Source organism: Hymenobacter terrenus (assembly GCF_000972495.1).
GTDB lineage: Bacteria > Bacteroidota > Bacteroidia > Cytophagales > Hymenobacteraceae > Hymenobacter > Hymenobacter terrenus.
Window position 1 is genome coordinate 56,876 of sequence record NZ_LATM01000006.1, and the last position, 13,669, is coordinate 70,544.

17 protein-coding genes are annotated in these 13,669 nt (G+C 60.3%); 12 read left to right on the plus strand and 5 right to left on the minus strand.

What is annotated here, in order from left to right; all coding sequences use genetic code 11:
* The first annotated feature begins 7 nt into the window (after window positions 1-7).
* From WX88_RS10565 to WX88_RS10575, 3 genes are all read left to right on the plus strand, one after another.
* On the plus strand, window positions 8-568 hold the full coding sequence (locus WX88_RS10565; protein ID WP_046244345.1) for a hypothetical protein: 561 nt from the start codon (window positions 8-10) through the stop codon (window positions 566-568).
* A 141-nt stretch (window positions 569-709) separates the two neighbouring features.
* Entirely contained in the window at window positions 710-1,642 is a 933-nt protein-coding gene (locus tag WX88_RS10570) for an NAD(P)/FAD-dependent oxidoreductase (RefSeq protein ID WP_046244346.1), read from the plus strand.
* 39 nt (window positions 1,643-1,681) lie between these two features.
* Window positions 1,682-2,257, plus strand: coding sequence for a hypothetical protein (locus tag WX88_RS10575; RefSeq protein WP_046244347.1), 576 nt, complete (start codon window positions 1,682-1,684; stop codon window positions 2,255-2,257).
* Between the two features lie 359 nt (window positions 2,258-2,616).
* Here the strand turns inward: WX88_RS10575 and WX88_RS29985 are convergent, their stop codons facing one another.
* Window positions 2,617-2,946, minus strand: a complete 330-nt coding sequence (locus tag WX88_RS29985) for a hypothetical protein (RefSeq protein WP_156176062.1) — start codon at window positions 2,944-2,946, stop codon at window positions 2,617-2,619.
* Complete coding sequence (locus WX88_RS30790; RefSeq protein WP_197076745.1) at window positions 2,946-3,218, minus strand: hypothetical protein; 273 nt, start codon at window positions 3,216-3,218, stop codon at window positions 2,946-2,948. The genes WX88_RS29985 and WX88_RS30790 overlap by 1 nt, the downstream gene beginning before the upstream one ends.
* A 10-nt stretch (window positions 3,219-3,228) precedes the next feature.
* On the opposite strand from WX88_RS30790, the gene WX88_RS10585 reads away from it, so the two are divergent.
* The 8 genes from WX88_RS10585 (at window position 3,229) to WX88_RS10620 (ending at window position 8,919) form a co-directional block, all read left to right on the plus strand.
* Window positions 3,229-3,816 (plus strand): RNA polymerase sigma factor, encoded by a 588-nt coding sequence (locus WX88_RS10585; RefSeq protein WP_046244349.1) that lies wholly within the window; start codon window positions 3,229-3,231, stop codon window positions 3,814-3,816.
* A 3-nt stretch (window positions 3,817-3,819) separates the two neighbouring features.
* The gene (locus WX88_RS10590; protein ID WP_052732569.1) at window positions 3,820-4,125 is read left to right on the plus strand and encodes a hypothetical protein; all 306 of its coding nucleotides are present in this window, start codon (window positions 3,820-3,822) and stop codon (window positions 4,123-4,125) included.
* A 235-nt stretch (window positions 4,126-4,360) separates the two neighbouring features.
* Entirely contained in the window at window positions 4,361-5,053 is a 693-nt protein-coding gene (locus tag WX88_RS10595) for a ClpP family protease (RefSeq protein WP_046244350.1), read from the plus strand.
* A gap of 87 nt (window positions 5,054-5,140) precedes the next feature.
* Entirely contained in the window at window positions 5,141-6,079 is a 939-nt protein-coding gene (locus tag WX88_RS10600) for a cation diffusion facilitator family transporter (RefSeq protein ID WP_046244351.1), read from the plus strand.
* A gap of 124 nt (window positions 6,080-6,203) precedes the next feature.
* The gene (locus WX88_RS10605; RefSeq protein ID WP_082115967.1) at window positions 6,204-7,475 is read left to right on the plus strand and encodes an MFS transporter; all 1,272 of its coding nucleotides are present in this window, start codon (window positions 6,204-6,206) and stop codon (window positions 7,473-7,475) included.
* A 91-nt stretch (window positions 7,476-7,566) separates the two neighbouring features.
* On the plus strand, window positions 7,567-7,968 hold the full coding sequence (locus tag WX88_RS10610; RefSeq protein WP_046244352.1) for a hypothetical protein: 402 nt from the start codon (window positions 7,567-7,569) through the stop codon (window positions 7,966-7,968).
* A gap of 110 nt (window positions 7,969-8,078) precedes the next feature.
* Entirely contained in the window at window positions 8,079-8,525 is a 447-nt protein-coding gene (locus WX88_RS10615; protein ID WP_046244353.1) for a DUF6526 family protein, read from the plus strand.
* Window positions 8,526-8,616: 91 nt separating this feature from the next.
* Complete coding sequence (locus WX88_RS10620) at window positions 8,617-8,919, plus strand: DUF4286 family protein (RefSeq protein ID WP_046244458.1); 303 nt, start codon at window positions 8,617-8,619, stop codon at window positions 8,917-8,919.
* Between the two features lie 177 nt (window positions 8,920-9,096).
* Here the strand turns inward: WX88_RS10620 and WX88_RS10625 are convergent, their stop codons facing one another.
* A complete protein-coding gene (locus WX88_RS10625; RefSeq protein ID WP_082115968.1) occupies window positions 9,097-11,046 on the minus strand; it encodes a T9SS type A sorting domain-containing protein in 1,950 nt (649 codons plus the stop codon).
* Window positions 11,047-11,343: 297 nt separating this feature from the next.
* Here WX88_RS10625 and WX88_RS10630 point away from each other — a divergent pair, with 297 nt between their 5' ends.
* On the plus strand, window positions 11,344-11,931 hold the full coding sequence (locus WX88_RS10630; protein WP_046244355.1) for an arylesterase: 588 nt from the start codon (window positions 11,344-11,346) through the stop codon (window positions 11,929-11,931).
* Window positions 11,932-11,955: 24 nt separating this feature from the next.
* Here WX88_RS10630 and WX88_RS10635 read toward each other — a convergent pair whose 3' ends face one another.
* Both WX88_RS10635 and WX88_RS10640 read right to left on the minus strand, forming a co-directional pair.
* Window positions 11,956-12,873 carry a DUF72 domain-containing protein gene (locus WX88_RS10635; protein ID WP_046244356.1) on the minus strand — a complete coding sequence of 306 codons (918 nt, stop codon included), beginning with the start codon at window positions 12,871-12,873 and terminating at the stop codon, window positions 11,956-11,958.
* Between the two features lie 33 nt (window positions 12,874-12,906).
* Window positions 12,907-13,494, minus strand: a complete 588-nt coding sequence (locus WX88_RS10640) for a phospholipid scramblase-related protein (RefSeq protein WP_046244357.1) — start codon at window positions 13,492-13,494, stop codon at window positions 12,907-12,909.
* Window positions 13,495-13,669 lie beyond the last annotated feature (175 nt).

Consider the following 13,669-nt stretch of genomic DNA (forward strand, 5'->3'; position numbering starts at 1 on the left):
ACCTTTCATGTTCCGTTTCCATTCCCGTTTCCGCCTGGCAACGCTGTTGCTGGCAACTCCTCTCATCTTCTCCGCGTGCAAGGATGACAAGGACGACCCTATCCCCGACGAGGAGAATGAGCAAATCACGACGGTGAGCTACGTACTGACGCCTACTACCGGCGGTGGCAGCGCGACCACCGTAACCTGGCGCGACACCGATGGCACTGGCGGCAATGATCCCACCATCGGCACCCTCACCCTTAAGCCGAACACGACCTACACTGGCACTATAGCCGTGCTCGACGAAACGAAGACCCCGCCGGCAAACATTACAGAAGAAATTCTTGAGGAGAAAGACGACCACCTGTTCTTCTACGCGCCTACTCTTGCCAACTTGCTTGAAATCACATCCACTGACCGTGATTCGAAGAACCTGCCGGTAGGCATTACTACCCAAGTGGTGACGAATTCGGCCGGCACGGGCTCACTTAAAATCACCCTGCGCCACCAACCTGGCGCAAAAGATGGCACCTTTGCCCCCGGCGACACGGACGTGGAAGTGACTTTCCCGGTGAAGGTGCAGTAAACCACGCCCTGGCTCTACCCGCCGGGTACTTGCCTTGCAATGCTAACGGGTTCCGCATGCCGAGCGGTTGGCGTGCGGAATCCTGATAGCATTGCAAGGCAAGTATCCCATCTAAAAACAGCTTACTAACCTCCTTTCCCAATGCGTAAATCTCCTTTTCCCACCCAAGCCTCCTACGACATGATGATTGTGGGGGCCAGCAACGCGGGCCTGAGTGCGGCCCTGGTGCTAGGCCGGGCCCGCCGCCGTGTGCTCGTACTCGACGGGGGCCCGGCCCGCAACGCCGTCGCCTTCAACTCGCACAGCTTTTTCACCCGCGACGGCTCTTCGCCGGGCGAAGTGCTGCGTATTGGCCGCGAGCAGCTGCGGCCCTACGCCGTGGAGATTCACGCGGACGAGGCCTCCCAGGCCCGGCTCAGCAGCAATGGCCTCGTGCTGACGCTGGGCAGTGGCGCGAAGGTGACAGCCCCAGCCCTGGTGCTGGCCACCGGCGTGACCGACGAGCTGCCGCCCGTGCCGGGCCTCAGCGAGCTATGGGGCCGCGGTGCCTATCACTGCCCGTACTGCCACGGTTGGGAAAACCGCTACAATCAGGTGGCCGTGTACGGCCAGGGCGAGGCCGGCTACCAGCAAGCCGTGCTCCTGCACCAGTGGAGCCCTCAGCTGACTCTGTGCACCGACGGCCCAGCCAACCTGACCGCCGCCCAGTACGAGCACCTCGCCCATCTGAACATTGCCGTGCTCGAAACGCCCGTGGCGGCAATTGATGGCAGTATCAAATGCCTGCGGGCTATTGCGTTTCGGGATGGTAGCCGCCTGCCCGTCGATGCCATTTTCCTGCGGCCCATTCAGCGGCAGCGGAGCGACTTGGCGGCCCAGCTCGGCTGCGACTTTACGCCCGACGGCATGTATGTGCAGGTGAACGAAACCGGCCTGACCAGCGTGCCCGGCGTGTACGCCGTGGGGGACATGACGGGGCCGTTTCAGCAGGCTATTCTGGCGGCGGCCAGTGGCACCCGCGCCGCCGCGGCACTCAATAATGAGTTGATTTTGCGCGACAGTGTGCTGGCCTGATTCTTTATTTAATTCTTTGACCCTTTTGAAAACAACTTTATGAACATCATTCTGCGGTCCTCCGCGACCCGGCTGCTGGCCGGCCTCACCGTGGTAGCATTGGCTGCCAGCTGCCAGTCGGGCACCGATAAAAAAGCTGATGGCGTGGTGGCGACCACGCCCGACGGCTCCCGCGCCGAGGGCGCTACTACACCGCCCGGCAATGGCCCGGTCCACGACCAGCTGGTGACCGACCACCAGAAAATGGAAGCTGACCACCGCACCATGGAAGCTGCCGACTCGGTGATGGAAGCCGACCACCAGCAGGCCCAGGCCGCCGCCAAAACGGCCGGCATCGACCAAAAGCCCGCTTATAAAGACCTCGAAACCCGCCATACGGCCCTGCTGGCGCGCCACCAGGAAGTGGTGGTGCAGCACACCGGCATCCTGGCGCGCCACACCGAGCTGGAGCAGAAGCACAAATCCGGCAGCATCGACGACGCGCAGATGCGCATCGACCACGACGCCATGAAAACCGAGGACCAGCAGATGCAGCAGGAGCACCAGAAGCTGGTGGACGACCACAAAAAAATTGAGCAAGAGCACGCCGCGCTGCTCAAAACCGCAAGCAAATAGGCTCATTCTGCCTATTGACCCGGTGAAAGCCGGATGGTGCTTTGTGGCGCCATCCGGCTTTTGCTATTTACTCACAACGCATGTGCGGGCAGTGGCTTCGGGGCCAACGGCGTTTTCACCGAGTTGAAAGAGGGCGCGGCCGCTGGCCCCGACGGCAGCCTCAGCTTCGGGAAGCCAGCTAGTTTGAGTTGCGATGGGTTAAACGATAGTCCCGGAGGGACGATATAGTGGTAGAAAATGCGTTATGCAGCTATTTTTCAGGCTCCAGAGGGGCGGCATTCATGGGCCGGGGGTCGTCCTGCGGGGGCTGTCGGCTACTTGGGCCAGGTTGTCCCTCCTACTTCTTTGGGAGTAGCTCGCTAGGGCAGCGCAGTTGGTCTGTTTGAGCCTGCCGCTGCTGCCTCCAGGCCCCCCAGACGACCATCGGCAGCCCCCAAACGACCATCGGTAGTTCCCAGACTAGTATCGGTACACTTCAAACGACCATCGGCAGCCTTCAAACGAGTGTCGGTAGTTTTCAATAGACTATCGGCAGGATTCAGGTAAGTGTCGGTGGTCTTCAGACGATTATCGATAGCTTTCAGATGAGTATCAGCGGTGTTCGGATGACTAGCGGCAAACTCCGCAAGATGGGCGGTGGAGAACGAGGGGCTAACGGAGGGCTGCTGGCGGGAGTTGCCCTTGCTCACTAGCCCGACAACAAGGGCCGATGGGGCCGGGCGGTGGCAATCGGCAAATCAGGCGGCGGTAGGCCCCACATCGGCATATTCTGCTGGCTACCAGGGTGCTGTTGGAGCGGGGTGGGCACGCGAGCGACGCCGTTTATGCTATTGCCTGGCCCGGCCCGTACAAGTCCACCAGGCTTGGGCAGGGGCCGAATACCGACCAATAGGCGGGTCGCTTCTTTTTTTTCGTCAACCGAAGGTGATACTTGGGGCCGAACTGGATTAATTAGTACCATGGCTGCTCCGATGACTTCTTCGCTCCCACCCCAGCTCGTTCAACCCACGCCCGCGGGCGCCCTCCGCGAGTCCTTGCTTGCCAACCGCGAACAGGCGCTGACGCGACTGTACCAGCGGGCATTTCCGGCGGTGCGCCGCTACGTAGGCGGCCACGGCGGCACCTTGCAAGACGCGCAGGATGTGTTTCACGATGCCCTCGTCATCCTCTATGAGCAGGCCGTGGGCGGCACGCTGGTGCTCACGGCCTCGGCCAGCACCTACCTGGTGGGCATCGGCCGCAACCTGTGGCACCACGAGCAGCGCCGCCGCGCACGCCTCCCGCACGAGGCACTGCCCGATGGTTTGGAGCCGGCCGCCGCGGAAGAGCTGGCTCCGGAAGAATCTGGCTTTGCGGTACTCGACTACGTGGCGCAGCTGGGCGAGAAATGCAAAAGCATTCTGCTGGCTTTCTACTACTTCCAGCAGCCCCTCACCCAGATTGCCACCGCGCACCACTACCGCAGCGTGCGCTCGGCCACGGTCCAAAAGTTCAAGTGCCTGGAGCGGCTCCGCCAAGCGGTGCGGGCCGTAGTGTCTGCCGAAACCATTGACTACTAAGCCATGCGTCCCGAACTCGACCGCCTGCTTCTGATTGAGCAACAATTGCTCAACGGCCCCGCCGCCCTCCCGGCCGACGAGTGGAACCTGCGCCTGCTGCTCGATGGTGACCTCGAAGCCGATGCCGCAACTCAGCAGCGCCTGTACCAGGGCCTGCGCCTGGCGGGCCGGCAGCAGCTGCGGCGCGAATTAGTGGCCATTCATACCAAGCTCTACGGGTCGCAGCCGCGTCGTGGGGGCGGCTGGCCGCAACAGCTCACGGCCTGGCTGCGGACTTTGTGGGCACCCCAACGCCCAGCCGCCACCTAGCGCGGTTTCGGCATCCCTATACGGCGAGTAGTAGCGCGAACTTTGTAGTTCGCGGCCCCGCGCCGTTCAAATCGTTTGGCCATCGTTCGGGGACGCGAACTACAAAGTTCGCGCTACTGGGCAACCGCGCTAATTCGACTTTGCGGGCCTGTTTTCTCTGTGCCTTTCGGGCCCGGCTGGGCTTGTTGTGCCCAATTTTCATCATTCTTTTTCAGACTATTACCACCATTTTCCCATGCTGAATAAACAAGAGTTTCGCAAGTTTGCCGTGAAAGGCCAAGGCCTCAACGGCCTGGGCGTAGACCAATACATCAGCCACGTCGAAGGCATTACCCGGCCCTACGTGCACAACATGACCCGCTCGGTGATTGAGGAACGCCCCACTCGCTTCGCCGAAATCGACGTGTTTTCCCGTCTCATCATGGACCGTATTATCTTCCTCGGCCAGGCCGTGGACGACCACATTGCCAACATCATCAACGCCCAGCTGCTGTTTCTGGAATCGGCCGATTCCCGCAAGGATATTCTGCTGTACATCAACTCGCCGGGCGGCTCGGTGTACGCCGGCTTCGGCATGTATGACACCATGCAGTACGTAGGGCCCGATGTGGCAACCATTTGCACGGGCCTGGCCGCGTCGATGGGCGCTTTCTTGCTGACCGGCGGCGCGATTGGCAAACGCTCGGCCCTGCCGCACGCCCGCGTCATGATTCACCAGCCCTCGGGCGGCGTGCAGGGCCCGTCGGCCGACATCGAAATCACGGCTCGTGAGGTCGTGAAGCTGCGCCAGGAGCTGTATACTATTTATGCCGAACGCTCGGGCAAAACCTACCAGCAAATCCACGACGACTCGGACCGCGACTATTGGATGCGCGCCGATGAGGCCCAGGAATACGGCCTGATTGACGAGGTGCTCACGCGCAAATAAACGGGAGGGCCCCACCGTACCGGACGGCACAAACGGCACCGAATGCGCGTTGCGTACGTTCTTCGCGCAGCATCCTGCCCCAACGCCATGCCCCACGACCACCACCATTCGCACGGCCATGCCGGCCACGTCCACGCCACGCCGCCGGCCGGGGGCGCCTTCAGCGCGGCTTTCGCCACTGGCATTGCGCTCAACTTAGCCTTCGTTATTGCCGAAACCATTGGTGGGCTCACCGCAAATTCGGCCGCGCTGCTGGCCGATGCCGGCCACAACCTGAGCGACGTGCTCAGCCTGGGCCTGGCCTGGGGCGCGGCCTGGCTGGCCGGGCGGCGCTCCACAGCGCGCTACACCTATGGCTACAAGGGCGCCACCATTCAGGCGGCGCTGCTGAATGCGGCGTTGCTCTACGCCGCGCTGGGCTTCATTCTGTGGGAAACCATCGACCACTTGCGCCACCCAACGCCGGTCGACGGCTGGCTGGTGATGACCCTGGCAGGCATTGGCATTGCTATCAACGGCTTCACAGCCTGGCTTTTTCGCGCCGGGCAAAAGAGCGACGTGAACGTGCGCGGCGCGTACCTGCACATGCTAACCGATGCGTTGGTGAGCGCGGGCGTGGTACTCGGCGGCGGGCTGGTGATGTGGACCGGCTGGACCTGGCTCGACCCCCTCATCAGCTTCGGCATCCTCGCCATGATTGCCGTCAGCTCGTGGAGCCTGCTCCGCGATACCGTGCGCCTGGGCCTGCAAGCCGTGCCCGAAGGCATCGACCTGGCAACCGTACGCAGCTTTCTACTGCAACAGCCCGACGTAGTAAGCGTGCACGACCTGCACATCTGGAGCCTGAGCAGCGGCGACCACGACACCGCGCTTACCGCCCACCTCGTGCGCCCCGGCGGCGCCGATGCCGCCTGGCTGGCCCAGCTGGCCAAGGGGCTGGAGGCGGAGTTTCACATTCATCACAGCACCGTACAGGTAGAAGACGGCCAGCTTCCCGGCGGCTGCCACAGCGGCTGCACTATCTGAACCACAGGTTTGGTCGAATTTCCCGGATTCTGAGAACGGCACGGCTGACCGTGGCCAGATAAGGGACAAAGAATTGGCAGCCGGCAGCTAGTCGTTGAATCGGTATTTGGCGCTACTTTTCGCCATGCAAGCGCCCCAGAAATCTGACCAATCCGAAAAAGCTACTGAATCCGTGGTTCAGCCCGCCCGCCTGTTCTCCGCTGCTGTTATTGTGGCGGCGCTGGGCTACTTCGTCGACATCTACGACCTGATTCTGTTCAGCATTGTCCGGGTGAAAAGCCTGAACGAGTTGGGCATCATCGACAAGGCCGAGGTCACGAACCAAGGCCTCTTTCTCATCAACATGCAGATGGGCGGCATGCTGCTAGGCGGCATTCTGTGGGGCGTTTTGGGCGATAAGCGGGGGCGGCTATCGGTGCTGTTTGGCTCCATTCTGCTGTATTCGCTGGCTAATCTTGCCAATGGCTTCGTACAAACCATCGACCAATACGCCTGGCTGCGGCTCATTGCCGGCATCGGCCTGGCGGGGGAGCTGGGCGCGGGTATTACGCTCGTGAGCGAGAGCCTGCCCAGGGAAAAGCGCGGCTACGGCACCATGATAGTAGCTACCGTGGGCGTGAGCGGCGCCATGCTGGGCTATTGGGTGGGCGAGCAACTGGGCTGGCGCAATGCCTACTTCGTGGGCGGCGGGCTGGGCCTGGCGCTGCTGCTGTTGCGGGTAAGCGTGTTCGAGTCGGGCATGTTTCAGCAGGTACAGGCCCAGACCAACGTGTCGCGCGGCGATTTCCTGAGCTTATTTACCAACCCGGTGCGGCTGGGTAAGTACCTGCGCGTGCTGCTGATTGGGGTGCCGCTGTGGTTCGTGGTGGGCATTCTGGTGACGCTGGCGCCGGAATTTGGGCGCGAATTAGGCCTCACGGGCGAAGTCACGGCGGGGCTGGCCGTGTTCTGGTGCTACTTCGGGCTGGTGTTTGGCGATTTTTTCAGTGGGGCGCTCAGCCAGCTGTGGCACAGCCGCAACAAGGCCCTGAAAGTCTTCCTAGCCTTTTGCGCGACGCTCGTAGCCGTCTACCTTTTTGCGATTAAAGGCGCCTCGCCCGCCGTGTTCTATGGCGTCTGCTTCGTGCTGGGCATCTCGGTGGGTTTCTGGGCATTGTTTGTGACGGTGGCGGCCGAGCAATTTGGTACCAACCTACGGGCCACCGTGGCCACCACTGCGCCCAACTTCGCCCGAGGGGCCGTAGTAGGTTTGGTCCCCGCCTTTAAGTATTTGAGCGGTGCCCTGGGCTTCGTGCCGGGCGCGGCGGTACTCGGTGGCGTGTCGCTACTAGTGGCATTTTGGGCTGTAAGCACCCTACCCGAGAGTTATGGCAAAGACTTAAATTACACAGAATAAATATACTACGCATTTAATTATTCAGCCAACCTCTGGCTGCGAGCTTCGTTGAAGGAGTCAACCAATCGGCAGTTGACTGCCCAATTCTACCATGAAAAAGCTTCTTTTCGGCGCCATTCTACTGGCCGCTCTCACTGCCGCTAACGCCGCCTCTGCCCAAACGACTCCAGCCCCCACGCCCACCCCAGCCGCCGCGCTCACGCCCGAGCAGCAGAAGATGCGCGCCGACGAAGCCAAAGCAACCTACGAAGCCCAAAAGCAGCAAGCCAAAGCCAGCGACCAAGCCGTGAGCAACACGAAGGACCAGCTCAAGCAATCGGATAGCCAGCAAAGTGACCTGAAGAGGCAGCTGGAAGAGCAGCGCAATCAGGAAAAGGCCCAAAAGGAACAGCTCAAGCAGCAACGCCAGGCTGCCAAGGAAGCAAAAAAGCAGGAGCGCGCCGCCCGCGAACAAGCCAAGACCGAAAAGCGGCGAGCCAAGGAAATGAAATAGGCCGCTTTGCGTATTACCTAATGAAATGCTCCGGCTCTGGTCGGAGTTTTTTATTGCCCAATTCCGCTCCTACTGCTGTACTTTCACTTTATTCTTCGCTCTTTCACCTCATGGCTACGCCTACCAAAAATACCGTTCAATTCTATTCTTGGCACCATTTCGTGCTGCTGCCCCTGGCCTTGCTCATGGCCGGCTACACTGTGCTCCGCTACACCAAAGTAGCCGGCGACGATGACCAGATAGCCCGACTATGGTTCAGCATCGCGGCGCTGGCAGTTATCGGCGTGGGAGTGCTCTTACTGCTGCGCCAGCACTACGCCCTGCAACTGCAAGACCGGATTTGCCGCCTCGAAGTCCGCCAGCGGTACTTCGAGCTGAGTGGCCAGCGCTTTGCCTCGCTGGAAAAGCAGCTCTCCCTAAGCCAAATTCTGAGTTTACGCTTGGCCGGCGACGCCGAATTGCCCGCCCTGGCCCAAGCCGCCGCTACCGAAAAGCTTTCACCCAAAGACATTCAGGCCCGTATTACCAATTTTCAGTTTGACACGATGCGCGTGTGAGGCAATGGGTGGATGGGTGAATGAATTTGCCGACCTCCGCACTTTTTCGCTCCTTCACCTATTCACTCTTTCGCCCTTCATCCATTTGCTTATGATTCTCTACAACGTCACCAGCAGCATCGAGCCCGCCGTGGCCGACCAGTGGCTGGACTACATGCGCTCCACCCACATGCCCGAGGTAATGGAAACCGGCTTCTTCCTCAAAAGCCAGCTCTGCCGCCTCCTCAATGAGGAAAACGACGGCATCACCTACGCCGCCCAATACTACTGCCTTAGCGTGGAGCAGCTGGACGAATACCAGCGCCTGTGTGCCCCCGCCCTCCGCGCCGATATGGAAGCCCGTTTCGCTGGTCAGTACGTCTCGTTTCGCACGGTACTGGAAGTAGTGGAATAGCCTGACCCCAAACAACCACGCCAGCATGAGCAGCTGCGAGGGGCCTCATCGCCTTTTCCAAAGCTGAGCTAAGGCTGAGGTAATGCGTACCCCAGCGCGCCCGCGCCATTCTCAAAAAGGAAGCCCGCCGAACAGATTGTTCGGCGGGCTTCCTTTTTGAGAATAGCCTTTAGGTTATCAGCGCAGTACACTTACACGAACTGCGGCGGCCTCCAGCGTGCCACTGGCCACAGGCACGGCAACTTGCACGAAGTACACCCCGGCCGACAAATCACCCAGATTTAGCTGCTGCTGCTGTGCCCCGGCTACCTGGCCGGCGGTCGTGAAGAAGCGCACCGGGCGTCCCATAGCATCCAGCACCGTGATGCGCGTAGCACCGGCCACCGCCTGCTGGTAGCCCAGCGTCAGGCTGTTGCTGGTGGGGTTAGGATAAGCCTGTAGGCGCAAAAGTGCCGCCTGCGCAGTCAGGGTGCGCAAGGGTAGCGCGGCCTCATCGGCGCCCCGGTAGGTGGCGGTCGTGCTGCGGAGCACCCCATCGATATCGCGGGGCACGGCGGCCAGCGGTGGGCTAGCCAGGTCCCGGTCGCCGACCGAAGTACCAGCAAGGTGCAGGTCGCCACTTGCTTCGCTAACGAATGTCACTGCCTTGCTGATGGAGTTGGCGTCGTAAGTGGAGTTGGTTTGCCAGTTGGTCAGCGTGGGAGAAGTAACAGGCGTACCGCTTAGCTCACGGCCGGTTTGGCCGATGGCTCCGTTAGTACCAGGGGCCAGAAGCAGGTTATAGTTGCTGGTTAGGCTGCCACGGACGGTATTGCCGTCTACTACCGCGAAGGCACTTTGGGTGGCCACGCTGGTGCTGAGTCGGTTGATAAGAATGTTATTGCGCAACTCGGCCGGAAAGGCACCGCCACTACCGCCGCTTAGGTAAAAAGCCGCCGAACTGTAGGCAACGGGCACCGCAGTTGCGGGCAGCACGATGGTATTGTGGAACGCCTGCGTCAGCCCACCGCCCCCAGACTGCTTGAACAGCCAGATACCCGAGGCGTATAGAGTAGTGCTCCCAGTGGCAGCCGCGAAATTCACGCGCTGAATACCGCCGATAAAGTTGTTAAATACCCTCAACGTATCGCCCGCAATGACGCTCCCCCGAATGCCTTGCGCCTGCGAACCACCCAAGCCCGCATAGCGCACGTAGTTGATGCGATTATTTTCGATGCGCCCGCTGGAATTGTCAAGGCTGATGCCGGCAACACTTATGGGAACTGCAGGGTTGCTATTGCGAATCTGTAAGCTGTCGATGCGATTGCCAAGCAGTCGCATCCGGCGCTGGGCGGCGGCCGAAATGCCGGCAGCGACCCCACTAGCCCCGTCAAGGCCAATAAAAGTCTGACCTCCCAGCACGCAGCCACTCACTTCATTGCCCGAATCGGGGAAAGTGGGCAGGCCAGAAAAGTTGGCCCTCCCCGCCAAGCGAATAGCCACCGCCGCCTTGTCGACCCGCACGTTCAGAATGCGATTGTTGTTATTAGCGCCGCTGGCGGCGGTCGCTGTCGATACAATTTGTACCCCACACGTACCGGGCGCGGCAGCTGGTGCCGAGCCGCCGCCCAGGCGAATAGCACAGTTGCTCACCGTGATATTGGTACAGCCCTTGATGCCAGCGTTGGGGTCAGGGGGAGAGCCGGGGACGGTGGCAATGCCGGTGATGGTATACCCTATTTCAATTTGATCAGCTGCCGTCGTGCCGCCATCGGCTACGTTTACCGAATCGAGCGTGATGTAGTCGCAGGCCGTGATGGTTACGGCGGCGTCGGTAGTCGCACTGCTGCCCACGGGGCGCAGCGTCACATTGCCACCCCGCCCCACAAAGCGGATACGGTTGGCTGCCGAGGAGCCCGCGATATTCGTGAGCGTAAGCTGTTCGGCATAGATGCCGGGCCGAATGGCAACGGTTACGCCGCCCGCTCCTACACCGTTGGTTTGCAGCGCCGTGGCAGCGGCAGTCAGGGTGGGATAAGTGGGGCTAGTGCCACCGACGGTGACGGTACCCGTCAGGCCCTGGGCCTGCACTGCCGCGCCGGTGCCCGCGAGCAGTAAACTGGTCATGAGAGTTAGTCTTTTCTGCATAGTTGCGAAAATTAAGAAAGCTGATGGGTCCGTGTTAGGTTAAAATTGTCTGTATATACTGCTACCAGCCACTATGGTCGATAGCACACGCTGCGCCGTGCTGAAATTTTGGCAAAGTCATTCCATGTGTTCTAAAGTATGACGACATAGTGGATAAACTTCTCATTGCCCTAATTTTAATACTAAAATGTCAGAGCAATGCCGCCGCAGTTCCACCGTATGATTCCCACCCAAAGCGGCGGGAAAACTCTTTTTTCAGGGGCACCAATACCACGCTGTGGCTGTTGATTTCAACGCATGAAAAACATCATTTTCTTCGGCGACAGCCTCACTGCCGGCTACGGCCTGCGTGCCAATGAAGGCTTTCCCGCTCTGATTCAAACGCGGCTCGATGCCGAGCAGCTTCCTTGTAAAGCCATCAATTACGGTATCAGCGGCGAAACCAGCGCCGGGGGCCGGCAACGCCTGTCCACGGTACTGGCCCGCCAGCCGGTAGATGTATTCGTACTGGCCCTGGGTGCTAATGACGGCCTTCGGGGCATCCCAGTGCGTGAAACCTCTCAAAATCTCCAATACATTCTCACGGAAGTGAAGCGGCAGTTTCCGCAGGCTACTGTAGTGCTCGCTGGTCTCGAATTCCCCTTCGACCTTGGCCCGCTCGGGGCTTATCGCCTGGGGCACTATGCCACAGAGTTCAAGGCCCTGTTCCGCATTCTGGCCGAAAAGAACAGCCTGCCCTTCGTGCCTTTCTTGCTACAGGGGGTATTGGGCCGGCGCGACCTCAACTTGCCCGACGGCGTGCACCCCAACGCAGCCGGCCAAAAAGTTCTGGCCGAAAACGTGTGGCGGGTCCTCAGCCCTCTGCTTCAGGTGCAGGTATCGTAGCGCGGTTTCAAGACCGGTCTCGCCTTACCCAAATAGATTGCCTTGGACCGGCTGCGGAATGATGAATGGCGGCGGTACCACAATGCCGGTGAGCCCCCGCATTTTCTCCAGGAAATACGTGGCGAATACCGGCGCATGGCGCACATCTTTTTGGTGGATGAAGAAGTAGATTTCGTGTACGCCCTGAGCAACCCAGGCGGCCAGGCGCTCGGCCCAGGCATCGGCGCGCTGGTAGTCGGTGCTGTGTAGGCCATGGCCGTTGAAGCGGATAAAGGCCACGGGCGTGGTTAGGCGCATAGGTAGCACATCGCGGCGGCCAGCCACATCGGTTATCACCAGCGTTTTGTTTAGCGCTTCAAAGGTGGCAAATACCGCATCGGCCAGGCCCTGGTCGGCAAACCAACGGGGGTGGCGCAGTTCCACTGCCAGCGGCACGGCTTCCGGAAAGTCGAGCAGGAACCGCTCCAGACGCGGCAGGTGCTCGGGCCCAAAATGCGGCGGCAGTTGCAGAAATGCCCAGCCCAGATTATCAGCCAAGCCTTCGAAAGCGCGGGCCATCGGCACCACCAAATCATCGGCCTGAAACAGTTCCCGCTCGTGGCTGATGCTGCGCGGCAGCTTAGGGCAAAACTTGAACTCTGCCCCCACGGCCGCCCGCCAGCGCCGTACCGTGCTCGCATCGGGAATGCGGTAGTGCGTGGTATTCAGCTCAATGCTATTGAATTGTTGCGCATAATAACGCAGGTAATCAGGCTCCTTGATGCCGGCGGGGAAGTAGGTACCGAGCCACTCCTTATTGGTCCAGATGGGGCAGCCCACGTGCAGCCCCACGGGCACCGGCTGCGTGGAGCGGGCGCGGGCCAGCACGCGAGCCGTTTCGGCGTGGTCGGGCGGCAGTTGAAAATTAACGTAGCGTAGGTCGGGCAGGCGGCCAAAATCCATGGTGCAAAGGTAGCCGCCCGCACGACCAGCCCACTATTCGGCAAACACCATGTCGATGCACAACGCCGCCGCCACAATCATGGCCCGAATGCTGTCGTTGGCTGCTACGGTGGGTTCGATGCTTATGACGTAGTTATCGGCCGAGGTGAATAACTCCTTGCCCAGGCCCATCCACTTTTTCGTAACCAGCGCAATCTGCTCACCGTCACGCACAAACTTATAGTCGAAGCTGGTCAGCTTGCCTTCTATCGTACAAATAACCTGGTCGTTGGGGTCGAGTACGTCCAGCTTGCCCCCCAGGCTGAGGATGCGCTGCCGAAACTTGCCCACCAGCCTTTGACTGCCGTCGAACACCTGCACCGTCGACCGGAACAGCGAAACACCGCGCGTGAGGCGCAGCACGCCCTGCCCTACTCCATCCTTCACCTCGATATCAAATGGAGTTTGGGTCTTGTACTTGGTGAATCGGAACATCTTGGTGAAGAAGCCCAGGTTGGGCTCCCGGCACTCTAGCAGCGGCTGCTGCGACTCCAGGTCCAGGATGTCGTAGCTGTTGGCCGCCTTGAACATGCCCACGTGCTCTTTTACAAAGAATTGGTTTTTAGTAAGAATCTCGTTCATGTAACTGAGTTATTGTTGGGTTTAACAGGCTACAAGTATAGCCATGTTTTGCCTAGCTTGGCGCGGTTAGCTGTCACCTTTGAGCATGAGCAGCACTGACCCGGCAATCGATGCTGCATCGCCCTTTTCGGAGGCCCGTCCGTTGGCCTGAACCGTGCTGGCCCGAAGCCCGCCG

Coding starts and splice junctions, on each gene's coding strand:
- WX88_RS30790 (WP_197076745.1), bottom strand. CDS start 3,218: ATGGTACTAATTAATCCAGTTCGGCCCCAAGTATCACCTTCGGTTGAC.
- WX88_RS10575 (WP_046244347.1), top strand. CDS start 1,682: ATGAACATCATTCTGCGGTCCTCCGCGACCCGGCTGCTGGCCGGCCTC.
- WX88_RS10570 (WP_046244346.1), top strand. CDS start 710: ATGCGTAAATCTCCTTTTCCCACCCAAGCCTCCTACGACATGATGATT.
- WX88_RS10595 (WP_046244350.1), top strand. CDS start 4,361: ATGCTGAATAAACAAGAGTTTCGCAAGTTTGCCGTGAAAGGCCAAGGC.
- WX88_RS10565 (WP_046244345.1), top strand. CDS start 8: ATGTTCCGTTTCCATTCCCGTTTCCGCCTGGCAACGCTGTTGCTGGCA.
- WX88_RS10640 (WP_046244357.1), bottom strand. CDS start 13,494: ATGAACGAGATTCTTACTAAAAACCAATTCTTTGTAAAAGAGCACGTG.
- WX88_RS10605 (WP_082115967.1), top strand. CDS start 6,204: ATGCAAGCGCCCCAGAAATCTGACCAATCCGAAAAAGCTACTGAATCC.
- WX88_RS10600 (WP_046244351.1), top strand. CDS start 5,141: ATGCCCCACGACCACCACCATTCGCACGGCCATGCCGGCCACGTCCAC.
- WX88_RS10635 (WP_046244356.1), bottom strand. CDS start 12,873: ATGGATTTTGGCCGCCTGCCCGACCTACGCTACGTTAATTTTCAACTG.
- WX88_RS10590 (WP_052732569.1), top strand. CDS start 3,820: ATGCGTCCCGAACTCGACCGCCTGCTTCTGATTGAGCAACAATTGCTC.
- WX88_RS10620 (WP_046244458.1), top strand. CDS start 8,617: ATGATTCTCTACAACGTCACCAGCAGCATCGAGCCCGCCGTGGCCGAC.
- WX88_RS10585 (WP_046244349.1), top strand. CDS start 3,229: ATGACTTCTTCGCTCCCACCCCAGCTCGTTCAACCCACGCCCGCGGGC.
- WX88_RS10615 (WP_046244353.1), top strand. CDS start 8,079: ATGGCTACGCCTACCAAAAATACCGTTCAATTCTATTCTTGGCACCAT.
- WX88_RS10610 (WP_046244352.1), top strand. CDS start 7,567: ATGAAAAAGCTTCTTTTCGGCGCCATTCTACTGGCCGCTCTCACTGCC.
- WX88_RS10625 (WP_082115968.1), bottom strand. CDS start 11,046: ATGCAGAAAAGACTAACTCTCATGACCAGTTTACTGCTCGCGGGCACC.
- WX88_RS10630 (WP_046244355.1), top strand. CDS start 11,344: ATGAAAAACATCATTTTCTTCGGCGACAGCCTCACTGCCGGCTACGGC.